This window comes from Azospirillum sp. TSO22-1, assembly GCF_003116015.1.
GTDB lineage: Bacteria > Pseudomonadota > Alphaproteobacteria > Azospirillales > Azospirillaceae > Azospirillum.
Map to the genome: position 1 here is coordinate 1 of NZ_LGQZ01000097.1, position 20,739 is coordinate 20,739.

General features: G+C 70.6%; 23 protein-coding genes. 14 read left to right on the forward strand and 9 right to left on the reverse strand.

What is annotated here, in order from left to right; genetic code table 11:
• Positions 1-193: 193 nt before the first annotated feature.
• Together ccmB and ccmA are read right to left on the reverse strand one after the other, a co-directional pair.
• Complete coding sequence (ccmB, locus tag TSO221_RS23600) at positions 194-859, reverse strand: heme exporter protein CcmB (protein WP_109120968.1); 666 nt, start codon at positions 857-859, stop codon at positions 194-196.
• Positions 856-1,524, reverse strand: a complete 669-nt coding sequence (gene ccmA, locus TSO221_RS23605) for a heme ABC exporter ATP-binding protein CcmA (protein WP_109120969.1) — start codon at positions 1,522-1,524, stop codon at positions 856-858. Before ccmA ends, ccmB begins: the two co-directional genes overlap by 4 nt.
• Before the next feature lie 153 nt (positions 1,525-1,677).
• Between ccmA and TSO221_RS23610 the strand changes: the two genes are divergently transcribed.
• From TSO221_RS23610 to TSO221_RS23645, 8 genes are all read left to right on the forward strand, one after another.
• Entirely contained in the window at positions 1,678-2,109 is a 432-nt protein-coding gene (locus tag TSO221_RS23610; protein ID WP_109120970.1) for an SH3 domain-containing protein, read from the forward strand.
• A gap of 452 nt (positions 2,110-2,561) precedes the next feature.
• Positions 2,562-4,232, forward strand: coding sequence for a putative transporter (locus tag TSO221_RS23615; protein ID WP_199229597.1), 1,671 nt, complete (start codon positions 2,562-2,564; stop codon positions 4,230-4,232).
• An 82-nt stretch (positions 4,233-4,314) separates the two neighbouring features.
• Positions 4,315-5,994 carry a putative transporter gene (locus TSO221_RS23620; RefSeq protein WP_247878209.1) on the forward strand — a complete coding sequence of 560 codons (1,680 nt, stop codon included), beginning with the start codon at positions 4,315-4,317 and terminating at the stop codon, positions 5,992-5,994.
• A 74-nt stretch (positions 5,995-6,068) separates the two neighbouring features.
• On the forward strand, positions 6,069-6,875 hold the full coding sequence (locus tag TSO221_RS23625; RefSeq protein ID WP_109120971.1) for an ATP-binding cassette domain-containing protein: 807 nt from the start codon (positions 6,069-6,071) through the stop codon (positions 6,873-6,875).
• Positions 6,876-6,957: 82 nt separating this feature from the next.
• Positions 6,958-7,794 carry a lysine/arginine/ornithine ABC transporter substrate-binding protein gene (locus TSO221_RS23630; protein ID WP_109120972.1) on the forward strand — a complete coding sequence of 279 codons (837 nt, stop codon included), beginning with the start codon at positions 6,958-6,960 and terminating at the stop codon, positions 7,792-7,794.
• 53 nt (positions 7,795-7,847) lie between these two features.
• Positions 7,848-8,552: an ABC transporter permease gene (locus tag TSO221_RS23635; protein WP_109120973.1), complete on the forward strand. Its 705-nt coding sequence runs from the start codon at positions 7,848-7,850 to the stop codon at positions 8,550-8,552.
• Between the two features lie 3 nt (positions 8,553-8,555).
• Positions 8,556-9,245, forward strand: coding sequence for an ABC transporter permease (locus TSO221_RS23640; RefSeq protein WP_109120974.1), 690 nt, complete (start codon positions 8,556-8,558; stop codon positions 9,243-9,245).
• A gap of 104 nt (positions 9,246-9,349) precedes the next feature.
• Positions 9,350-11,371 (forward strand): ATP-binding protein, encoded by a 2,022-nt coding sequence (locus TSO221_RS23645; protein WP_146208890.1) that lies wholly within the window; start codon positions 9,350-9,352, stop codon positions 11,369-11,371.
• Between the two features lie 137 nt (positions 11,372-11,508).
• On the opposite strand, the gene TSO221_RS23650 is transcribed toward TSO221_RS23645, so the two are convergent.
• From TSO221_RS23650 to TSO221_RS23665, 4 genes are all read right to left on the reverse strand, one after another.
• Positions 11,509-12,234, reverse strand: a complete 726-nt coding sequence (locus tag TSO221_RS23650; protein ID WP_109120976.1) for a metallophosphoesterase — start codon at positions 12,232-12,234, stop codon at positions 11,509-11,511.
• The gene (locus TSO221_RS23655; protein WP_199229598.1) at positions 12,227-12,991 is read right to left on the reverse strand and encodes a nucleotidyltransferase; all 765 of its coding nucleotides are present in this window, start codon (positions 12,989-12,991) and stop codon (positions 12,227-12,229) included. Before TSO221_RS23655 ends, TSO221_RS23650 begins: the two co-directional genes overlap by 8 nt.
• A 151-nt stretch (positions 12,992-13,142) precedes the next feature.
• On the reverse strand, positions 13,143-13,343 hold the full coding sequence (locus TSO221_RS23660) for a CstA-like transporter-associated (seleno)protein (protein ID WP_109120978.1): 201 nt from the start codon (positions 13,341-13,343) through the stop codon (positions 13,143-13,145).
• A gap of 5 nt (positions 13,344-13,348) precedes the next feature.
• Positions 13,349-15,424 (reverse strand): carbon starvation CstA family protein, encoded by a 2,076-nt coding sequence (locus TSO221_RS23665; protein WP_146208891.1) that lies wholly within the window; start codon positions 15,422-15,424, stop codon positions 13,349-13,351.
• Between the two features lie 144 nt (positions 15,425-15,568).
• Here TSO221_RS23665 and TSO221_RS23670 point away from each other — a divergent pair, with 144 nt between their 5' ends.
• From TSO221_RS23670 to TSO221_RS36865, 3 genes are all read left to right on the forward strand, one after another.
• Complete coding sequence (locus tag TSO221_RS23670; RefSeq protein ID WP_109120980.1) at positions 15,569-16,099, forward strand: hypothetical protein; 531 nt, start codon at positions 15,569-15,571, stop codon at positions 16,097-16,099.
• Positions 16,099-16,275: a hypothetical protein gene (locus TSO221_RS36055; protein WP_199229599.1), complete on the forward strand. Its 177-nt coding sequence runs from the start codon at positions 16,099-16,101 to the stop codon at positions 16,273-16,275. The genes TSO221_RS23670 and TSO221_RS36055 overlap by 1 nt, the downstream gene beginning before the upstream one ends.
• 72 nt (positions 16,276-16,347) lie before the next feature.
• Positions 16,348-17,013 carry a cold-shock protein gene (locus TSO221_RS36865; RefSeq protein WP_109120981.1) on the forward strand — a complete coding sequence of 222 codons (666 nt, stop codon included), beginning with the start codon at positions 16,348-16,350 and terminating at the stop codon, positions 17,011-17,013.
• Between the two features lie 12 nt (positions 17,014-17,025).
• Here TSO221_RS36865 and TSO221_RS23680 read toward each other — a convergent pair whose 3' ends face one another.
• On the reverse strand, positions 17,026-17,247 hold the full coding sequence (locus tag TSO221_RS23680; RefSeq protein WP_146208892.1) for a hypothetical protein: 222 nt from the start codon (positions 17,245-17,247) through the stop codon (positions 17,026-17,028).
• Positions 17,248-17,475: 228 nt separating this feature from the next.
• Here TSO221_RS23680 and TSO221_RS23685 point away from each other — a divergent pair, with 228 nt between their 5' ends.
• The 3 genes from TSO221_RS23685 (at position 17,476) to TSO221_RS23695 (ending at position 20,161) form a co-directional block, all read left to right on the forward strand.
• Complete coding sequence (locus TSO221_RS23685) at positions 17,476-18,435, forward strand: ABC transporter substrate-binding protein (RefSeq protein ID WP_109120983.1); 960 nt, start codon at positions 17,476-17,478, stop codon at positions 18,433-18,435.
• 149 nt (positions 18,436-18,584) lie between these two features.
• Positions 18,585-19,376, forward strand: a complete 792-nt coding sequence (locus tag TSO221_RS23690; protein WP_109120984.1) for an ABC transporter permease — start codon at positions 18,585-18,587, stop codon at positions 19,374-19,376.
• Entirely contained in the window at positions 19,373-20,161 is a 789-nt protein-coding gene (locus TSO221_RS23695) for an ABC transporter ATP-binding protein (protein WP_109120985.1), read from the forward strand. Before TSO221_RS23690 ends, TSO221_RS23695 begins: the two co-directional genes overlap by 4 nt.
• Positions 20,162-20,168: 7 nt before the next feature.
• Here the strand turns inward: TSO221_RS23695 and TSO221_RS23700 are convergent, their stop codons facing one another.
• Positions 20,169-20,492, reverse strand: coding sequence for a hypothetical protein (locus TSO221_RS23700; protein ID WP_109120986.1), 324 nt, complete (start codon positions 20,490-20,492; stop codon positions 20,169-20,171).
• Positions 20,493-20,551: 59 nt separating this feature from the next.
• On the reverse strand, positions 20,552-20,739 hold a 188-nt coding region (locus tag TSO221_RS36215), incomplete at its 5' end, for a hypothetical protein (RefSeq protein ID WP_211099138.1).

The window sequence follows — 20,739 nt, forward strand, 5'->3', positions numbered from 1 at the left end:
GACGGTGGCCCCCGCGCTCCACGGCAGGATCACGGCCGCGATGCGCAGGAAACGGGCGGGGTTGGCGAAACGGTGCATGGGACCCTGTCTCTTCGGCCGACTGACGGACGATATAATGGCACACTGGCCCGAGCGCGAGGGGGTTGCCTTGACCTTCGTCAGTTTTGGGAACCGTTGACCGTTTGGGTAGATCCTACTCCAGCGCCTGCCGCAGCGCCGCAGCCCCCGCCCAGGGGGCGAGCGGCAGGCAGCCGGCCAGGATGCCGGCGAGCAGCAGCAGGTGCGGGCGGGGCGTCAGGCCGGTGACGGCGGCGTCGATGGCGCCGGCGCCGAAGATCAGCACGGGAATGTAGAGCGGCAGGATCAGCAGCGAGATCAGCACGCCGCCGCGCCGCGCCCCCAGCGTCAGCGCCGCCCCGATGGAGCCGATCAGGCTGAGGATCGGCGTGCCGATGGCGAGCGTCAGCACCAGCACGCCGAAGCCGCCGGCCTCCATGTTCAGCAGCACCGCCAGCAGCGGCGCCGCCACCAGCAGCGGCACGCCGGTGACCAGCCAGTGCGCCAGCGTCTTGGCCAGCACCACGGCCTCCAGCGGCAGCGCGGTCAGCGACAGCAGCTCCAGCGAGCCGTCCTCGTAGTCGTTCTGGAACAGCCGCTCCAGCGACAAGAGCGAGGCGAGCAGCGCCGCCACCCAGATCACCCCGGCGGCGATGCGCGCGAGGATGTTCGGCTCCGGCCCGACGCCGAAGGGGAACAGCACCACGCACAGCACGAAGAACATCACCGCGATGGTGGCGTCCGAGCCCTGGCGCAGCGCCAGATGCAGGTCGCGCCCGACAAGGGCGAGGAAGCGGTTCATAGGGCGTGCTCCTCATCCTCTTCGTCCTCGTCGTGCGCGACGGGGCTGAACTCGTCGAGCTGCAGGACGCGGTGGCCCGGCAGCGCGATGTCGGCGTGGGTGGACAGCACCACCATGCCGCCGGCCGCCCGGTGCTCGGCGATGATGCCCTCCAGCAGGCGCACCGCGGCGCGGTCGAGTGCCACGGTGGGTTCGTCGAGCAGCCACAGCGGCGCCGGGGCGGCGAGGATGCGCGCCAGATTGAGGCGGCGCTTCTGCCCGGCCGACAGGTAGCGGCCCGGCACCGGCGCGATGTGCGGCACGCCGAAGCGGGTCAGCGCGTCCAGCGCGTGGGCGTTCGGATCCGCGGCGCCGCCCAGGCGCGCCCAGAAGGCGAGGTTCTCCAGGGCGCTCAGCACCGGCTTCACGGCGTCGAGGTGGCCGACGTAGTGGATGCGGCGGCGGTGCTGGTCCGGCTCATCGCGCACCTCCAGGTCGTCCCAGGCGAGCCGGCCGCGGAACGGCTTCAGCAGGCCCGCCAGCATGCGCAGCAGACTCGACTTGCCGCTGCCGTTGGGGCCGAGCAGCATCAGCGCCTCGCCCGGCTCGATGCGGAAGTCCAGCTCGGTGAAGACGAGCCGGTCGCCGCGCAGGCACGTCAGCTCGGTTCCGGCGAAGGCAGGCATGGGCGGGGCAAGGTCCTGGAAGGGCAGGCGGATCGGAGGCGAGCTATAGCACACGCCCGCGGCACCTCAAAAAAATCTCAGCAGCGCGGACTTCACCGCCGGGGCGGGCGTGCTAAACAGGGGCCCCCGTCCGCTGCAATCCGTTCCCGACGCATGCGCACCTCCCGATTCGCCCTCGTCCTCGCCCTTGCGCTGGCCGCCTGCGGCACGCAGACGCGCCCGCCGCCGGTCTATACGCCGCCCGTGGCGAAGGCCCCCGGCTTCGAGCCGATGGCCGGCAAATGGGTCGCCGGCACCGACGGCACGCTGCGCGCCGCCGCCAGCCCGGGTGCCGCGGTGGTCGGCCGGCTGCCGCCCGGGCAGCCGGTGAACGCGCTGGGCCGGGTGCCCAAGACCGACTGGGTCGCGGTGTCGCACAACGGCGGCACCGGCTACATCCGGCTGCACCTGCTGCGCCTGCAGGACAGCGCCGCGCCCAGCGTGAAGGGGGCGTCCACCGTGGTGCCGAAGGCGGCGGACAACAGCGGGCCTAAGGTCAGCGCGGCGCCCCGGGGCAAGATCGAGGCGGCGCCGATCGCGCAGTGACGGGGCGCACTTGCCCCCACCCTAACCCTCCCCCGCTTCGCAGGGGAGGGAACTCCGCCGCTCCCCCCCTCCACCGCGGAGCGGGGGAGGGGCAGGGGAGGGGGCGGAGCGCGCAAGCGCGACTGGGCCATTGAGGCCCCGCGGCCACGTGGCCGCGAAGGCAAGCGGCCGGACGGCCGCGCCCGCCGTCTGAGGGAATTGAAAAAGACAGAAAAAACGGCCACCGCAGGGGGGCTCTGGCGGTGGCCGCACGTCCAGCCGGGGCTGGCTGGGGACGCCGGGGTGAGCGTCCTTAGTATGGGGGTCGCGGAAACGCCGGGCGGCGTCCCGCGGCGCGGCATTCATCGCGCTCTCTTTCCGTCTACGCGGAAAAAATGGCGAAATTTTGATTTTTGTAAATTGCAGAGCTTATGCATGGGGTTCCCGGCCGCCACAGGAACCACCGCCCCGCCATGCTCGACCTCTTCCAGGGATTGTCCGACATCGCCCGCGTCCTGCTGACCCTCAGCGCCGTGGCGATCAGCGGGCTGGCGCTCGGCCACGTCAAGGTGCGCGGGGTCGGGCTGGGGATCGGCGGCGTGCTGTTCAGCGGGCTGGCGGCCGGGCACCTCGCGCGGGTCTACGGCGTGTCCTTCGACCACCACGTCCTGCACTTCATCCGCGAGTTCGGGCTGGTGCTGTTCGTCTACACCATCGGCATCCAAGTCGGCCCGGGCTTCTTCGCGGCGCTGAAGCGCCAGGGACTCGGGCTCAACCTGATGGCGGCGTCCATCGTCGTGCTGGGCGTGCTGACCGCGGCGGCGATCCACCTGGTCGGCGGGGTGCCGCTGCCGGCGGTGCTCGGCATCTTCTCCGGCGCGGTGACCAACACGCCGTCGCTGGCGGCGGCGCAGGAGATCCTCGGCGCGGTCGGCGCCCTGGCGGCGGAGCAGGCCATGCCCAGCCTCGGCTACGCCGTGGCCTACCCGTTCGGCATCGCCGGCATCCTGATCGCCATGGCGGTGGTGCGCCACGTGTTCCGCATCGATCCGGTGGCGGAGGCCGAGGCCTTCGAGCGGCAGCGCCGCACCGCCATCGAGTCGCTGGAGACGCTGGACGTCGCCATCCGCAACCCCGGCATCATCGGCGTGGCGGTGAAGGACCTCGTGCACTCCGGCGAGGAGGGGGTGGCGGTGTCGCGCATGATGCGCGGCGGCCATCTCCAGGTGCCGCACCCCGACACGCTGCTGGAGCCGGGCGACATCCTGCACCTCGTCGGCCCGCGGCCGAAGCTGGAGCGCCTGAAGCAGTACCTGGGCCAGGAGTCGGAGGTGACGCTGACCACCAAGGGCACCGACATGCGCTGGGAGCGCCTCGTGGTCACCGACGAGCACGTGCTGGGCAAGAGCATCGCGCAGCTCGACCTCGCCGAGGCGTACGACGTGGTGGTCAGCCGGGTGAACCGCGCCGGCGTCGAGCTGGTGCCCTCGCCGGCCCTGCGCCTGCAGTTCGGCGACATCCTCACCGCCATCGGCAAGCCGGCGGACATCACCCGCGTCGCCGCGCTGTTCGGCAACTCGCACCGCCGGCTGCAGCAGGTCGAGTTCATCCCGGTGTTCATCGGCATCGCGCTGGGCGTCCTGCTCGGCTCGATCCCGCTGTTCGTGCCGGGCATGCCGGCGCCGATGAAGCTCGGGCTGGCCGGCGGGCCGCTGGTGGCGGCCATCGTGCTGGCCCGCGTCGGCCACCTCGGGCCGCTGGTGTGGTTCATGCCGCCGGCCGCCAACCTGGCTCTGCGCGAGATCGGCATCATCCTGTTCCTGGCGGTGGTCGGCCTGCTGTCCGGCGGGCGATTCGTCGAGACGCTGCTGTCCGGCGACGGATTGGTGTGGATCGGCTGCGGCGCGATCATCACGCTGGTGCCGCTGCTGGTGGTCGGCCTGGTCGCGCGGCGGATCAAGCGGATCAACTATCTTTCGTTGTGCGGCCTTTTGTCCGGCAGCATGACCGACCCGCCGGCCCTGGCCTTCGCCAACGCGATGACGCCGAGCGAGGCGCCGGCGCTGGCCTACGCCACCGTGTACCCCCTGGTGATGTGCCTGCGCATCCTCGCGCCGCAGGTTCTTGTCCTCTTGCTGTGGTGACCCCGGAAGGAGTATTGCCCCGGCGTCTTCGCGCACCATTCCTTGCGCTGCACCATCCGCCGATCAGGACGGCCGACGCCCCATGCATTTCCTTGCCGACGCATTGCACGCCATGCCGAACATCGCCCGCGTGGTGCTCGTGCTCGGACTCGTCTCGGCGGCGGGGCTGGCGCTCGGGCACCTCAAGGTGCGCGGGGTCGGGCTGGGGATCGGCGGCGTGCTGTTCGCCGGCATCGCCGGCGGGCATCTGGCCAAGCAGGCCGGCGTGACCTTCAACGCCGAGATGATGGACTTCATCCGCGACTTCGGCCTGATCCTGTTCGTCTACACCATCGGCATCCAGGTCGGCCCCGGCTTCTTCGCGGCGCTGCGCTCCGCCGGGCTGCGGCTCAACGCGCTGGCGCTGCTGATGGTGGGCTTGAGCGTCGCGGTGACGGCGGTGCTGGCGGTGAGCGGTGCGGTGCCGCTTGGGGCGTCGCTGGGCGTCTTCGCCGGGGCGGTGACCAACGCCCCGGCGCTGGCCGCCTCGCAGCAGGTGCTGACCGAGGTCGGGGCGGACGCCGCGGTGATGGCGCTGCCGGGTCTCGCCTTCGCCGTCACCTACCCGTTCGGCATCGCCGGCAACCTGTTCACCATGGCGCTGGTGCGCATCGTCTTCGGCATCGACCCGCAGCGCGAGGCGCAGGAGTTCGAGGCGGAGCGGCGGCGCGAGGTGTCGGCGCTGCACACGGTGAACGTCGCCATCCGCAACCCCGGCATCGACGGCGTGCGGCTCGGCACGCTCTCCACGTTGCCCAGCCTGGGCGTGGTGGCGTCGCGGCTGCTGCGCGGCGACCGGCTGATGGTGCCGCATCCCGAGCTGGAGCTGCGCGTCGGCGACGTGCTGCATCTCGTCGGTCCGCGGCCGAAGCTGGAGGAGTGCTGCCTGTACCTCGGCGAGCCGGCGGAGGCCAACCTGACCACCCAGGGCACCGACCTGAAGTGGGAGCGCATCGTCGTCACCAGCAACGCCGTGCTCGGCAAGCCGATCGCCGCGCTGAACGTGCAGGGGCTGTACGGCGCGGTGATCAGCCGCGTCACCCGCGCCGGCGTCGAACTGGTGCCGAGCGCGGCGCTGCGGCTGCAGTTCGGCGACATCCTGAACGTCATCGGTCCGCCCGACGCGCTGAAGGCGGTGGCGCGGCTGATCGGCAACTCCGAGCGCCGGCTGCAGAGCGTCGAGATGGTGCCGATGTTCCTCGGCATCGCGCTGGGCGCCATCGTCGGCTCGATCCCGCTGTTCCTGCCGGGCATGCCGGCGCCGCTGCGCCTCGGGCTGGCCGGCGGGCCGCTGATCGTGGCGATCCTGCTGGCGCGACTCGGCAACCTCGGGCCGCTGGTGTGGTTCATGCCGCCGGCCGCCAACCTGGCGCTGCGCGAGATCGGCATCGTGCTGTTCCTGGCGGTGCTGGGCGTGGCGTCCGGCGACCGCTTCGTCGAGACGCTGGCGAGCGGGGCGGGGCTGCCCTGGATGGCCTGGGGCGTGCTGGTCACGGCGATCCCGCTGCTGGTCACCGGGCTGGTGGCGCGCGGGGTGATGAAGCTGAACTTCCTGACCATCTGCGGCGTGCTGGCCGGGGCGCAGACCAACCCGCCCGGCCTCGCCTACGCCAACGCCGTGGCGGTGTCGGAGGCACCGGCGCTGGCCTACGCCACCGTGTACCCGCTGGCCATGTGCCTGCGCATCCTGGCGCCGCAGGTGCTCGTCCTGTTGTTGTGGTGAGCGAAAATCCGCTTTCCCGACCGCGGCCGGCGGACTAGCTTGAGCTGTCTTTCCCTATTGGTCACACCACCTCCATGCATCGTCACCCGCCGACCAACCCCGACGCGCCCGAAGCCGTCGTCGTCCAGGACCTGCACAAGCGCTTCGGCAGCCTCGAGGTGCTGAAGGGCGTGTCGCTGACGGCGCGCGAGGGTGACGTCATCGCGCTGATCGGCTCGTCCGGCTCGGGCAAGAGCACGATGCTCCGCTGCATCAACCTGCTGGAGGTGCCGGACGAGGGCCGCATCGTCATCGGCGGCGAGGCGATCGCCCTGAAGAAGGGGCGCGGCGGCCGCACCGTGCCGGCCGACGCCCGGCAGGTCGACCGCCTCCGCACGCGGCTGGGCATGGTGTTCCAGAGCTTCAACCTGTGGACCCACATGACGATCCTGCAGAACGTCATCGAAGCGCCGGTCCACGTGCTGGGCGTGCCGAAGGACGAGGCGGTGGACCGGGCGAAGCGCCTGCTCGACAAGGTCGGCATCCTGGCCAAGGCGGACGCCTACCCGGGGCAGCTCTCCGGCGGGCAGCAGCAGCGCGCCGCCATCGCGCGGGCGCTGGCCATGCAGCCGAAGGTGATGCTGTTCGACGAGCCCACGTCGGCGCTCGACCCCGAGCTGGTCGGCGAGGTGCTGCTGGTCATCCGCCAACTGGCCGACGAGGGCGCCACCATGATCCTGGTGACGCACGAGATGGACTTCGCCCGTGAGGTCGCGTCCGAGGTGGTGTTCCTGCACCAGGGCCGCATCGAGGAGCAGGGGCCGCCCGACCGGGTGCTGGTGACGCCCGAGTCCGACCGGGTGCGACAGTTCCTCGCGCGGCACCTGTCGAATTCCGCTTGACCCGGTTGTGGAAAGCCTACAGGTGAACCCCCGGCCCGCCCGCAAGAAGGCGGGCCATGTTCCGAACAGAGGAGGCAGGAGAATGAAGAAGGTTATCGCGGCGCTGGCCGTCGGCGCCGCCGTGGCGCTCGCGTTCGGCGGAGCCGAGGCGAAGGACTGGAAGAAGGTGCGCATCGGCACCGAGGGCGCCTACGCCCCGTGGAACGTCACCGACGCCTCCGGCAAGCTGGTCGGCTTCGAGATCGACCTCGGCAACGACCTGTGCAAGCGCATGAAGGTCCAGTGCGAGTTCGTCGCGCAGGACTGGGACGGCATCATCCCGGCGCTGCAGCAGGGCAAGTACGACGCCATCATGTCGGCGATGACCATCACCGACGAGCGCAAGCAGATCCTCGACTTCACCGTGCCCTACGGCAACGACCCGTCGAGCCTCATCACCGACAAGAAGTCGCCGCTGGCGTCGCTGGCGAAGACCGACATCCTCGACATCCAGACGCCGGCGGGCAAGAAGGCGATCGACGACCTCGCCAAGGCGCTGGCCGGCAAGACCGTCGGCGTGCAGACCTCGACCACGCAGCTGGCCTTCCTGGAGAAGCACCTGCCGAAGATCGCCGTGCGCACCTACGACAAGATCGACAACGCCGGCATCGACCTGGGTGCGGGCCGCGTCGACGCGGTGATCGGCGACCGCTCGGTGCTCGAGCCGATCATCAAGGAGGACAAGGGCGGCAACATCGTGATGTTCGGCCCGAACCTCGTGCGCGGCGTGCTGGGCGAGGGCATGGGCCTCGGCCTGCGCAAGCAGGATGCGGACCTCAAGGCGATGTTCGACAAGGCCATCGCCGAGGCCACCAAGGACGGCACCGTGTCGAAGCTGTCCAAGCAGCACTTCGGCTACGACATCTCGATCAAGAAGTAAGGATCGTGGAGCCCTCCCCCGCCTCCGGCGGGGGAGGGCTTCGACCGTAACGCATGCTCGACCTCCTTTCCTTCGGGCCGCAGGGCTGGGGCTGGCAGATCCTCGGCGGGGCGGGGATGACCGTCGCCGTGGCGGTGTCGGCGTTCGCGCTGGGCGTCGTGCTCGGCTCGCTGGGCGCCGCCGCCAAGCTGGGCGAGAACCTGCTGCTGCGCGGCGTGGCGGAGGTCTACACCACCGTCGTGCGCGGCGTGCCCGAACTGCTGGTCATCTACCTGCTGTTCTTCGGCGGCAACGGCATGGTCGGCGCCGTCGCCCGCGTGTTCGGCCACGACGGCTACGTCGAACTGAACGCCTTCTCCATCGGCGTCATGGCGGTCGGGCTGATCTCCGGCTCCTACTCCACCGAGGTGATCCGCGGCGCCGTGCAGTCGGTGCCGCACGGCCAGATCGAGGCGGCGCGCGCCTGCGGCATGGGCCGCTGGCTGATCCTGCGCCGCATCCTGGTGCCGCAGACGCTGCGCTACGCGCTGCCGGGCCTGGGCAACGTCTGGCAGCTGACGCTGAAGGACACGTCGCTGGTGTCGGTCACCGCGCTGGCCGAGGTGATGCGCGTCGCGCACCTGGGCGCCGGCTCGACCCGCCAGCCCTTCATGTTCTACACCGCGGCGGCGGTGATCTACCTCGTGCTGACCACCGTCTCGACGGCGGCCTTCGACCGCGCCGAGCGTCACACCATGCGCGGCGTGCGGAGGGCATAAGGCATGAACTGGACGCTGATGTGGGACGCGCTGCCGCGCCTCGCCGCCGGGGTGCCGGTCACGGTGCAGCTGGTGCTGTTCGCCGAGCTGGCGGGCGTGGCGCTGGCGACCGGGATGGCGCTGATGCGGCTGTCCGGCAACCCGGTGGCGGACTGGATCGCGCGGTCCTACGTGTTCGTGTTCCGCGGCACGCCGCTGCTGGTGCAGATCTTCCTGATCTACTACGGCCTGGGGCAGTTCGGCGGCGTGCGCGAGAGCGTGCTGTGGCCGGTCCTGCGCGAGCCCTACTGGTGCGCCATCCTGGCGATGACGCTGAACACCGCCGCCTACGGCAGCGAGATCATCCGCGGCGCCATCCAGGCGGTGCCGCACGGGCAGATCGAGGCGGCGCGGGCCTGCGGCATGGGCCGCTTCCTGCTGTTCCGCCGCATCATCGTGCCGATCGCCGTGCGGCAGGCGCTGCCGGCCTACGGCAACGAGGTGATCCTGATGATCAAGGCCAGCTCGCTGGCCAGCACCATCACGCTGCTGGAGGTGACGGGCATCGCGCGCCGGATCATCGCGCAGACCTTCGCGGTGTTCGAGATCTTCATCGTCGCCGGCGCCATCTATCTGGTGCTGAACTTCGCGCTCGCCTGGGCGGTGCGCGCGACCGAGCGGCGGCTGACCCCCTACGCCCGGGCGCGCGTCTGAGGATGTCCACTGGGGATCGTTCACGGTCGTACGATCGTTAATCGTTTGTGCACCGCGCCGCCGTCATCCTGCCCATCCCAGGGCAGCGGGACGGCGGCGCGTCCATGACGACCGAGTTGGAATCAACGGCCGGAACCATTGCGACGCCGGCGGCGCGCCGGGTGCCGCACCGCCCGCACATCCGCACCTGGAGCCCGGCGGTGCTGCTGGCGCTGCTGATGCTGGCGGGTGCCGCCATCGCCGCGGTGCTGCTGTTCGTCGCCGCGCACGGCCTCAACCGCGTCGCGCTGGAGACGGAAGCGCAGGTCGCCCGCGCCATTCTCGACGACCATCTCGACGATCAGGCGCAGGTGACGCTGGACCGCGCGTGGCCGCAGGCGCCCGGCGCGCGGGGCGTGCTGCCGCTCGACCGCGACTGGGCGTCGTACGAGCTGGGGACAGCGTTTAGCCGCACCTTCGGCTTTGACGCCAGCTTCGTCATCGACGCCGCCGGGCGCACGCTGTTCGCCAGCCGCAACGGCGCGCCGCAGCCGCCGGAAGCGGCGCCGCGGCCGCATCCGGGCCTCGATCGGCTGATCGCCGCCGCGGTGGTGCGGCCGGATGGGCGGCCGCAGCCCGCCGCTGGCGTCCTGCTGCTGGACGGCGCGCCGCACCTCGCCGCCGTCGCGCCGCTGCGCCCGGCCCCCCTAAGTCCGGGCGAGTCCGGCGGGGCGAGCCCCGGCGTGCTGGTGACCACGCGGCCCATCGACCGCGGCCTCCTCGACCGCCACGCCCGCCGCTTCCTGCTGCCCGGCCTGCGCTTCGAGTCGGGGGCGGACGCCCCGGGGACGCCGCTGACCGCGCCCGACGGCACGCGGATCGGCGCGCTGGTCTGGACCAGCGCGCGGCCGGGCGACGCGCTGACCGGCTGGCTGCTGCCGGCGCTGCTGGTGGCCGGCGGGCTGATCGGCGCGCTGGCGTGGCGCATCGCCGCCGCGTGGCGGGACGAGCAGCGCCGCGCCGCGCTGGTGCGCAACCGCCTGTCGGCGGTGCTGGAGGGTGCGGCCGATGCCATCGTGCTGTTCGACGCCGCCGGCCGCGTCGCCGACGTCAACCACGCCGCCGAGCGCCTGTTCGGCCAGCCGGAGGAGGCGACGCTCGGCCAGCCGCTGGGCGCGCTGCTGCGCGCGGCGGACGGCGGCGAGCTGACGCCGGACCGGCTGACCGGGGCCGGCGGGCAGGGCTGCGACCTGCTGGCGGTGCGCGGCGCCGGTCCAGCGGAGAAGGAGGTGCCGGTGGAGGTGCGCGCCAGCCGCATCGCCTGCGAGGGCGCGCCGCTGTACAGCGCGGTGGTGCGCGACATCACGCTGCGCAAGGAGCTGGAGAACGGCCTGCGCGCCGCCAAGGAGGCCGCCGAGGTCGCCAGCCGCGCCAAGTCGCAGTTCGTCGCCACCATGAGCCACGAACTGCGCACGCCCCTGAACGCCATCATCGGCTTCTCGGAGATCATCCGGGACCAGGCGATGGGGCCGCTGGGCGACCCGCACTACGCCAGCTACGCCGAGGACATCCACGAGGGCGCCACCCACCTGCTGGCGGTGATCAACGACATCCTCGACATCGCCAAGGTCGAGACCGGCGCGATGACGCTGTCCGAGCGCCCGGTGGCGCCGGAGGCGCTGGTGACCGCCTGCGTGCGCCTGATGCGCGACCGTGCCGAGCGGGCCGGCGTGACCCTGGTGGAGGCGGTGGACGACGCCACCCCGGCGGTGCTGGCCGACGAGCGGCTGCTGAAGCAGATGCTGGACAACCTGCTGTCCAACGCGGTGAAGTTCACGCCGGCCGGCGGGAGCGTCACCGTGCGCGCCGCCCCGACGAAGGATGGCGGGCTGGCGATCTCGGTGGCGGACACCGGCGAGGGCATCGCGCCGGAGGTGCTGGAACGGGTGTTCTCGCCCTTCGTGCAGGCGGACGGCCGGCTGTCGCGCGGGCACGAGGGGACGGGGCTGGGCCTGCCGCTGACCAAGGCGCTGATCGAGCGGCACGACGGGCGGATCGAGCTGGTGTCCGCGCCGGGGCGGGGGACGGTGGCGACGCTGCTGCTGCCGCCGGGCCGCGTGCTGGGGAGGGAAGGGGCGACGGTGTAGGGAAACCCGGTCCCTCCCCCGCCTCCGGCGGGGGAGGTTAGGTGGGGGCGGCGGTGCAGGTGGCAGGCGTGGATTCTCGGACACGTCGATGCCCCCACCCAACCCTCCCCCGCCGGAGGCGGGGGAGGGCTACAGCCTCACACCTCGATCAGCGCGTAGAGCCGTTCGCCGTCCTTCGGGATGGTCTGCGCGCAGTTGTAGACCGGCGTTCCCCGCGGGGTCGTGCCCTTGAAGCGCCCGTGGTGCGCATGCCCGTGCACCACCGCCTTCACCCGGTCGTGGTAGCGGTCGATGGTCTCCGCCAGCCGTGAGGAGCCGAGGAAGGGCATGATCTCCTTGGGCTCGCCCTCGGCCGTCTCGGCGATCGGCGCGTAGTGCAGCACCACCACGGTGCGCTCGGTCTCCAGCTGGCGCAGCGCGCTTTCCAGGCGCATGGCCTCGTTGACGGATTCGTGCACGAAGGCCTTGATCGCCGGCTCGCCGAAGGCGTCGAGCATCATGCGCTCGAACCCGCCGGCGAAGCCCTTCACCCCGGCGAAGCCCACCCCCTTGATCTCGTACACCGTGCCGTCGTCGAGGAACTTCACCCCGGCCTGGGAGAGCACATGGCGCACCTCCTCCACCACGCCGCACTCGTGGTCGTGGTTGCCGAGCACCGCCAGCACCGGGATGCTCAGGCCGCGCAGGTCCTCGGCGAGGATCTCCGCCTCCTTCAGCTTGCCGTGGTTGGTCAGGTCGCCGCACAGCGCCAGCACGTCGGCCTCCTCGGCGATGCGCAGGAACAGGTCGCGGTAGGGGTGGACCGCGGTCTCGGCGACGTGGATGTCGCCGATGGCGGCGACGGTGATCTTGCCTTCAGCCATGCTTCGCCTCCTCGCCGACCACGTCGGCGAAGCCCCAGTCTGTGACGTCGATCAGGTAGTCCTCGCGCGAGTACAGCCGGCCGCGGCAGATGCGCGTCTGCGGCACCGGCAGCTTGGCCCGCTCGTGCAGGCGGGTCAACAGCTCGTCCAGCAGCCAGTCGGGAATCGCCTCGCGCTCGGTCGGGTAGATGAAGCGGAAGTTCAGGACGTGCATCAGCAGCACCTCCCAGTACTGCTCCATGTGCGCCAGGAGCCGCTTCCAGTCGATGTCGCCGCGCCGGCGCAGGATCAGGTGCGCCACGTCCGGCCCGTCGTACTTGTGGCGCATCTGCACGAACGCCTTGGAGAACAGCAGCTCGGTCGGCGGGATCAGCTGCACGTCGGAGCCCAGGATCATCGCGGAATGCCGCTCGCCGAACCACGCGTCGGTGACCGGGTTGATGGCGGCGGCCGAGTTGAAGATGACGTCGAAGAACAGCTCGCCGTGCAGGACCTTGCCGATCCAGCGCTCGTCCTCGATCTCGGTGGCGTGGCCGCGGTCCTGGAAGAAGGCGAGGATGCGCGGAAAGTCGCCGGCCTTGCAGAACACGTCGATGTCCTTGGTCAGCCGGCTGAGCCCTGTGTAGGCGCACACCGCGTAGGTGCCGCCCAGCAGGAACGGGACGCCGGACTCCTTCAGCAGCTTCAGGCTCTCGGCGTAGAACGCCTCGGCCTCGGCCGACGCGGAGATCGCGGTCGGCGTCTTGGCTTTGGGCATGGTCCTCATCGTGGGTCGGAGGGAACCGGGCGCGCGTTGCGTGACGCGCGCCCGGTGATGCGGCTGGCCGCATCACCCTTTCGCTCAATGCTCGCATTGAGCTGTCGGGCTTGAGCCGAAGGCGCTTGATGCGCCTTCGGCATGATAACGCTCAGCAGCAGCGGATGGCTCCGCCGTTCTTGCCGCCGTAGCGGCGGTCCTGGCAGTCGCGGAAGAACTCCTCGTAGGTCATCACCGGCTCGTCCGGGTGGGTGATCCGGCGGTGCGCCACGTAGGCGTCGTAGTCGGGCACGCCCACCATCAGGCGCGCCGTGCGCTGCATCCGCAGCAACAGGTCGTAGGCTTGCTGCATGGCCGTCACTCCGCCGCCAGCGGCCGGCCGGCCGCGGCGCGGACGCCGGCGACCTCGTGCGCGGTGACGTTCGGGTCGGCCAGCGCGCGGCGGATCCAGACGACGCCGTAGGCGATCATCGCCACCACCACCAGGATGAACAGCCCGCACAGCGTGGCGTCCACGTAGTCGTTGACGATGACGCGCTGCATCTCCTCCATGGTCTTGGCCGGTGCCAGCACCTTGCCGGCGGCGGCGGCCTCGGAGAAGGCGCTGGCGTGCGCCAGGAAGCCGATCTTGGCGTCGGGGTGGAACAGCTTCTGCCAGCCGGCGGTCAGCGTGCAGATCAGCAGCCACGCGGTCGGCAGCAGAGTCACCCAGGCGTGCGCCTGCCGCTTCATCTTGAACAGCACCACCGTGCACAGGATCAGCGCGATGGCCGCCAGCATCTGGTTGGAGATGCCGAACAGCGGCCACAGCGTGTTGATGCCGCCCAGCGGATCGACCACGCCCTGGTACAGGAAATAGCCCCACGACCCCACCGCCAGCGAGGTGGCGATCAGGTTGGCGGCCCAGGACTTGGTCTGCCGCATGAAGGGCACGGCGATGCCGACCAGATCCTGGATCATGAACCGCAGCACGCGGGTGCCGGCGTCCACGGTGGTGAGGATGAACAGCGCCTCGAACAGGATGGCGAAGTGGTACCAGAAGGCCATCAGCGCCTGCCCGCCGATGGCGCTGGACAGGATGTGCGCCATGCCCACCGCCAGCGTCGGCGCGCCGCCGGCGCGGCTGAGGATGGTGGACTCGCCGACGTCCTTGGCGATGGCCGTCAGCGCGTCCGGCGTGATGACGAAGCCCCAGGAGGAGATCACCTCGGCCGCCTTGGCGGCGTCGGTGCCGATCAGGCCGGCCGGGCTGTTCATCGCGAAGTACACCGCCGGGTCGAGCACGCAGGCGGCGATCAGCGCCATGATCGCCACGAACGACTCGGTCAGCATGCCCCCGTAGCCGATCAGGCGGGCCTGCGTCTCGTTCTCCAGCATCTTCGGGGTGGTGCCCGAGGAGATCAGGGAGTGGAAGCCGGATACCGCGCCGCAGGCGATGGTGATGAACAGGAACGGGAACAGCGAGCCGGAGAACACCGGCCCCGAGCCGTCGATGAAGCGGGTCACCGCCGGCATGCGCAGCTCCGGCATCACGAAGACGATGCCGATGGCCAGCGCGATGATGGTGCCGACCTTCAGGAAGGTGGACAGGTAGTCGCGCGGCGCCAGCAGCAGCCACACCGGCAGCACCGAGGCGACGAAGCCGTAGCCGATGATCATCAGGGCCAGCTGGGTGCCGGTGTAGGTGAAGGCCGGTCCCCAGGTCGGGCTCTCGGCCACCACCTGCCCGCCCATGATGGCGGCCATCAGCAGCACGAAGCCGATCACCGACATCTCGCCGATGCGCCCCGGGCGGAGGAAGCGGGTGTAGACGCCCATCAGCAGGGCGATGGGGATGGTGGCGAACACCGTGAAGGTGCCCCACGGGCTGCCGACCAGCGCCTTGACCACCACCAGCGCCAGCACGGCGATCAGGATGATCATGATCAGCATGACGCCGATCAGCGCGATGACGCCGGCCACCGGACCCATCTCGGAGCGCACCATGTCGCCCAGCGTGCGGCCGTCGCGCCGGGTGGAGGCGAACAGGACGATCATGTCCTGCACCGCGCCGGCCATCACCACGCCGACCAGGATCCAGATCGTGCCCGGCAGGTAGCCCATCTGCGCCGCCAGCACGGGGCCGACCAGGGGACCGGCGCCGGCGATGGCGGCGAAATGATGGCCGAACAGCACGTACTTGTCGGTCGGCACGTAGTCCAGGCCGTCGTTGTAGCGCACCGCCGGCGTCGGCCGGTTCGCGTCGAGCTGCAGGACGGTCTCGGCGATGTACAGGCTGTAGAAGCGGTAGGCGATGGCATAGACGCACAGTGCGGTGACCACCAGCCACAGCGCGCTGATCGTCTCGCCGCGGTTCAGCGCGGTGTAGCCGAACGCCGCCACGATAAGCGCCGTCAGCACAAGCGAGCCAAACCCGGTCATGGTACGGGACATGGCGACGTCTCCCCCTCCGGAAACATTGCGGTGCTCAAGGCACCGCTTCTGCGCCTTCAACAGGGGATTCGCGGAAAATGGCACGGGAACTCCAGCCGTCGTACCGCCGTTTTCCCGTCATCGCGGCCGTGAGGGAGTTCGAGGATGACCAAGACCGTTCGCAACGCGCTGATGGGCGCGGCGGTGGCGGCGCTGCTGGCGCCGCCGGCGCTGGCGCAGCAGACCTGCCGCGACATGGCCGACCGCTTCGCCGCCGCCGAGAACCTGTCCGCCACCTCGCCGCCGACGGCCACGCCGCCGGCGCCCGGCGACCCCCGGCCGGGCACCGCCGGGACGTCGGACGGCGGCTCCTCCGGGCTGTCGATGTCGGACAAGCTCGGCCAGTCGGGCGGCGTGCTGAAGCCGCCGGCGATCGGCGACCAGGCGGTGATTGACCCGCCGCAGACCGGCAACATGCCGACCGCGCCGCGCGTCGCACCGGCGCCCGGCGCGGGCTCCTCCGCCGGGTCGCCGACCGGCGCCTCGCCGGACCGCGCGGCGCAGCGCGCCCAGATGGAGGCGCTGGTCACGGCCGCCCGCGCCGCCGCCGAGCGCGGCGACGAGCGGCAGTGCATGGACAGCCTGTCCAAGGCGCAGGCGCTGACCGGGGGCCGCGGCAGCGGCGGTGGCGGCTGATGCCCTGGACGAGCCCGTACCCGACGCCGCCGGTCCCCGGTTCCCCGGTTCCGGTGCCGCCCGACCTGCCGGAGGACGATCCGGCGCGCCCGCCCGTCGAGGAGCCGCCGCCGCCGATCCCGGTGCCGCCGGCCGAGCCGCCTCCCGTGCCCGACCGGTTGTCAGGGTCGCCGTAAGCGCGTGCGGCGCCGGCCGACGATCCGTGCTACAAGGGTCTTCTTTCCCCTGTCCGAGCACGGCCCGAGATCATGCGCAGAGATGAACCGCCCCGCCACGTCTTCCGCCAGCCGACCGTCCTGGGCGAGCGGGTGGACGCCATCGTCAAGTGGTTCGACCCGGTCCGCGGCTTCGGCTTCGTGCAGCCCAAGGACGGCTCGGCCGACGCGCTGATCCCCAACGCGCTGGTGCAGTCCGCCGGCTACGAGTCGCTGCCCGACGGCACCAGCGTGGTCGTCGACATCATCGAGGGCCGCAAGGGCCATCAGGTGAGCGCGCTGCACTCCGTCGACACCTCCACCGCCAAGCCGGCGCGCCCGCCGCGGCCGGACCGCGGGCCGGCCCGATTCGGCGATCGGGGCGGCGAGCGGGGCAACGACCGGGGCGCCCCGCGCTTCGGCGACCGTGGTGGTGATCGTTTCGGCGACCGCAGTGGTGATCGGGGTCCGCGCCCGGCCGGTCCGCGCCGCCCGGCCGCCGACGGGCCGACCACCGAGGCCGAAGGCACGGTGAAGTGGTTCAACGGCACCAAGGGCTTCGGCTTCATCGCGCCGGATGGCGGCGGCCGCGACGTCTTCGTCCACGTCAAGGCGCTGGAGCGCTCCGGCCTGTCCGGCCTGAACGAGAACCAGCGCGTGCGCCTGACCTTCCGTCAGGGCGAGAAGGGCCCGGAGGCCGTCAGCGTTTCGGAGATCTAGGGTTTCGGAGATCTAGGCGCCCGCCCGGCGCCGCATGAGCCGCCGCCAGAAGGGCGCGGAGCGTTCCTCCGCGTCCTTGGCGTTCAGCCATTCCTCGGCCAGTTCGCGCACCTGCCAGCCGCCCAGGAAGCGCTCGCAATCGACGGCCGTGTACAGCCGCACCCGCTCCTTGCCGAGGCGCTCGAAGTATTCCAGCGTCCGCTGCCGGTCGATGTCCTGCATTCCTAAGCCCATGGAAGGCGTCCTCGACACCAGATGTAGTTCGCCGGTCACATAATCTAGTGTGCAATCGCGCCGCATCGCAACAGAACTTTTACCGCGAATCGGCATGCCCCCGGCCGCCTCCTGCCTAGCGCTCTTCCAAGCCGCGGGGAAAGCGATCAAAATGGTACGCGCCGGCCGGATTGCGGCGTGTTGCCGCATCGGGTGGTCCGAACAAGAACGAACCGAGGGGTGAGCGCGATGAGCAGGAGACTGTGGGCCGCCGGCGCGGTGGCTGCGGCGGCGGTGATCGGCCTGGGCGTGTCGGGCGCCGTGGCGCAGGAGGTGTCGAAGATCACCATCGCCATGAGCGGCTGGACCGGCTTCGCGCCGATCACGCTGGCCAAGGAGACCGGCATCTTCAAGAAGAACGGCGTCGAGGTCGAGATCAAGAAGATGCCCACCTCCAACCGCCACCAGGCGATGGCGGCCGGCGAGGTGCAGGCCATCGCCACCACGGTGGACACGCACATCCTCTACGCCTCGTCGGGCGTGGACGTGACGCAGGTGCTCATCCTCGACAGCTCGCACGGCGGCGACGGCATCGCGGTGCGCCCGCCCATCGCCAAGGTCGCCGACCTCAAGGGCAAGCAGGTGGCGGTGCAGTACGGCGGCGTGCCGCAGTTCTGGCTGGCCTACGTGCTGAAGAAGAACGGGCTGTCGATCAACGACGTGCAGACCTCGAACCTGCAGCCCTCCGACGCCGCCAACGCCTTCGTCGCCGGCCAGTTCGACGCCGCCGTGACCTACGAGCCCTACCTGTCCAAGGTGCGCGAGGCGAACGCCAACATCATCGTCACCTCCGACCAGACGCCGGGCGTCATCATCGACACGCTGGCCTTCCAGCCTGACTTCATCAAGAAGAACCCGAAGACCGTCGCCGCCGTGGTCAAGAGCTGGTTCGAGGCGCTCGACGCCATCAAGGCCGACGAGAAGAAGGCCTTCGAGATCATGGGCAAGGACGTCAACCAGACGCCCGAGCAGTTCGCGGCCTCGGCGAAGTTCGTGCGCTGGTACGACAGGGCCGGCAACCAGGACTACCTGGTCAAGACCATGCCCACCTTCGCCAAGGAGGTGCAGGACGTCATGCTCGAGGCCAAGCTGATCCGCAAGGCGCCGCCGAGCCTGGACGCGATGGCGAACGCCGAGTTCGTGAAGTAAAAGCGCGGCCATACTTGCCCCCATCCTCCCCACGGCTTCGCCGCGGGTCCCCTCCTTCCCCCGCTTCGCAGGGGAAGGCTAAATCCCCCTCCCCTGCGAAGCGGGGGAGGGTAGGGGTGGGGGCACATGTCCGCACATCGAGGAGTCCCATGCCACCCAGCCTCTTTGCCCCGTTGAAGCCGGTGGCGCCCGGCCTGCGCACGGTGCTCGGCGCGCTGTGCTTCGTGCTGTTCTTCCTCGGCTGGGGGATCGCCACCTACGGCGGTTTCGTCAAGCCGCTGTTCCTAGCCTCGCCCGGCGATTCGCTGGTCGCCGGCTGGGGGCTGTTCACCGAGTTCGGGTTCGCCCAGGACATCGCCGTCACCATCTGGCGGGTGCTCGCCGGGTTCGCGCTGGCGGCGCTGCTCGCGGTGCCGCTCGGCATCCTGATGGGCGCGTTCAAGCCGGTGGAGGCGTTCTTCGAGGGCTTCGTCTCCTTCGCCCGCTACCTGCCGGCCTCGGCCTTCATCCCGCTGCTGATCCTGTGGGCGGGGGTGGGCGAGCTGCAGAAGATCCTGGTGATCTTCATCGGCTCGGTCTTCCAGCTGGTCATCATGGTGTCGGTGATCGTCGGCTCGACCCGGCTCGACCTCGTGGAGGCCGCGTACACGCTGGGCGCCTCGCGCCGCGGCGTGGTGCTGCGGGTGCTGCTGCCGGCGGCCAGCCCGCAGATCTTCGAGGCGCTGCGCCTCGTGCTCGGCTGGGCGTGGACCTACGTGATCGTCGCCGAGCTGGTCGGGGCCAGCCGCGGCATCGGCCACATGATCATCGACGCCCAGCGCTTCCTCGACACCGGGCAGATGATCTTCGGCATCTTCGTGATCGGCCTGATCGGGCTGGTCACCGACTTCCTCTTCCAGGCGGCGCACGCCCGCCTCTTCCCTTGGGCGCGCGGTCGATGAGCAAGCTTTCCATCCAAGGCGTCGAAAAGACCTTTCCCGGCCGCCGCGGCGCCTCGGCGACCCGCGCGCTGGAGCCGACCAGCCTGGAGGTGCAGGACAACGACTTCATCACCATCCTCGGCCCCTCAGGCTGCGGCAAGTCGACGCTGCTGCGCGTGGTGGCGGGGCTGGAGACGCCGAGCGGCGGCGCGGTGCTGCTGGACGGCCAGCCGGTGAGCGCGCCGGGGCCGGACCGCGGCATGGTGTTCCAGTCCTACACGCTGTTCCCCTGGCTGACGGTGCGCGACAACGTCTGCTTCGGCCTGCGCGAGCGCGGGGTGCCGCGGGCGGAGCAACTGGCGGTCGCCGACCGTTTCATCGCCCAGGTCGGCCTGCGGGGCTTCGAGAACCACCATCCGGCGCAGCTGTCGGGCGGCATGCAGCAGCGCACGGCGCTGGCCCGCGCGTTGGCCAACGACCCGAAGATCCTGCTGCTGGACGAGCCGTTCGGCGCGCTCGACCACCAGACGCGCGAGGTGATGCAGGAACTGCTGCTGGGGATCTGGGAGGAGCACCGCAAGACGGTGCTGTTCGTCACCCACGACATCGACGAGGCGATCTTCATGGCGAGCCGGGTGGTGGTGATGTCGGCCCGCCCCGGCCGCATCAAGTGCGACATCCCCATCGAGCTGCCGCACCCCCGCTCCTACAAGGTCAAGACCGCGCCGGAGTTCGCCGCCTACAAGGAGCGGCTGACCGAGGAGATCCGCGTCGAGACCATCAAGACCCTCCAGATGGAGGCCTGACGCCGGGTCAGACGCTCCGCCCGGTGTGGATGGTGAAGTCGGAGAGCGGGATGCCGGCACGCTTGGCCGCGGCCTGCAGGTCGCCCAGCGTGTCCCAGTAGCAGCGTCCGGCGATCTCCGCCAGCTCGCCGCCCAGGCGCACCACCCACAGCCCGGTCGCGTCCATGCGCAGCACCCGCCCCATGGCGCGCCCGCGGCCCGCGGCGTGCGCGGTCTCGTCGTGACGCCCGTACACGGGAATGTCGGGATGGCCGGGGACGGCCTGGAGCGGACGGCGATGCCGGCGGTCGGCGGGAGTTTCGGCGAACGGGGTGCAGGACGTGTGCGGCATGGTGTGCGTTCCCAAGGTCGTCGCCCGTCGTATCGCGGGCTGTTTGTTACGACACTTAACTACATTGGGCCGAACCGTCTGTAAAGGGGAATATGCGCATTTACGCAGCATCCGCACGCTTTTTCGTCAGGGAATTGAAGAGAAGGCGAACTCAAGTCGAGTAAAATTTGACCAAAATTCAAAGCATCGCGCCCGGGCGAAACCTTGGCGCCACCTTTGGGTTTACGGCGGGGGGAACCACCAACCA

Excerpts from the sequence above, each read along its gene's own strand:
- ccmB (WP_109120968.1), bottom strand. The coding sequence starts at position 859 with ATGAACCGCTTCCTCGCCCTTGTCGGGCGCGACCTGCATCTGGCGCTG.
- ccmA (WP_109120969.1), bottom strand. The coding sequence starts at position 1,524 with ATGCCTGCCTTCGCCGGAACCGAGCTGACGTGCCTGCGCGGCGACCGG.
- TSO221_RS23610 (WP_109120970.1), top strand. The coding sequence starts at position 1,678 with ATGCGCACCTCCCGATTCGCCCTCGTCCTCGCCCTTGCGCTGGCCGCC.
- TSO221_RS23615 (WP_199229597.1), top strand. The coding sequence starts at position 2,562 with ATGCTCGACCTCTTCCAGGGATTGTCCGACATCGCCCGCGTCCTGCTG.
- TSO221_RS23620 (WP_247878209.1), top strand. The coding sequence starts at position 4,315 with ATGCATTTCCTTGCCGACGCATTGCACGCCATGCCGAACATCGCCCGC.
- TSO221_RS23625 (WP_109120971.1), top strand. The coding sequence starts at position 6,069 with ATGCATCGTCACCCGCCGACCAACCCCGACGCGCCCGAAGCCGTCGTC.
- TSO221_RS23630 (WP_109120972.1), top strand. The coding sequence starts at position 6,958 with ATGAAGAAGGTTATCGCGGCGCTGGCCGTCGGCGCCGCCGTGGCGCTC.
- TSO221_RS23635 (WP_109120973.1), top strand. The coding sequence starts at position 7,848 with ATGCTCGACCTCCTTTCCTTCGGGCCGCAGGGCTGGGGCTGGCAGATC.
- TSO221_RS23640 (WP_109120974.1), top strand. The coding sequence starts at position 8,556 with ATGAACTGGACGCTGATGTGGGACGCGCTGCCGCGCCTCGCCGCCGGG.
- TSO221_RS23645 (WP_146208890.1), top strand. The coding sequence starts at position 9,350 with ATGACGACCGAGTTGGAATCAACGGCCGGAACCATTGCGACGCCGGCG.
- TSO221_RS23650 (WP_109120976.1), bottom strand. The coding sequence starts at position 12,234 with ATGGCTGAAGGCAAGATCACCGTCGCCGCCATCGGCGACATCCACGTC.
- TSO221_RS23655 (WP_199229598.1), bottom strand. The coding sequence starts at position 12,991 with ATGCCCAAAGCCAAGACGCCGACCGCGATCTCCGCGTCGGCCGAGGCC.
- TSO221_RS23660 (WP_109120978.1), bottom strand. The coding sequence starts at position 13,343 with ATGCAGCAAGCCTACGACCTGTTGCTGCGGATGCAGCGCACGGCGCGC.
- TSO221_RS23665 (WP_146208891.1), bottom strand. The coding sequence starts at position 15,424 with ATGTCCCGTACCATGACCGGGTTTGGCTCGCTTGTGCTGACGGCGCTT.
- TSO221_RS23670 (WP_109120980.1), top strand. The coding sequence starts at position 15,569 with ATGACCAAGACCGTTCGCAACGCGCTGATGGGCGCGGCGGTGGCGGCG.
- TSO221_RS36055 (WP_199229599.1), top strand. The coding sequence starts at position 16,099 with ATGCCCTGGACGAGCCCGTACCCGACGCCGCCGGTCCCCGGTTCCCCG.
- TSO221_RS36865 (WP_109120981.1), top strand. The coding sequence starts at position 16,348 with ATGCGCAGAGATGAACCGCCCCGCCACGTCTTCCGCCAGCCGACCGTC.
- TSO221_RS23680 (WP_146208892.1), bottom strand. The coding sequence starts at position 17,247 with ATGGGCTTAGGAATGCAGGACATCGACCGGCAGCGGACGCTGGAATAC.
- TSO221_RS23685 (WP_109120983.1), top strand. The coding sequence starts at position 17,476 with ATGAGCAGGAGACTGTGGGCCGCCGGCGCGGTGGCTGCGGCGGCGGTG.
- TSO221_RS23690 (WP_109120984.1), top strand. The coding sequence starts at position 18,585 with ATGCCACCCAGCCTCTTTGCCCCGTTGAAGCCGGTGGCGCCCGGCCTG.
- TSO221_RS23695 (WP_109120985.1), top strand. The coding sequence starts at position 19,373 with ATGAGCAAGCTTTCCATCCAAGGCGTCGAAAAGACCTTTCCCGGCCGC.
- TSO221_RS23700 (WP_109120986.1), bottom strand. The coding sequence starts at position 20,492 with ATGCCGCACACGTCCTGCACCCCGTTCGCCGAAACTCCCGCCGACCGC.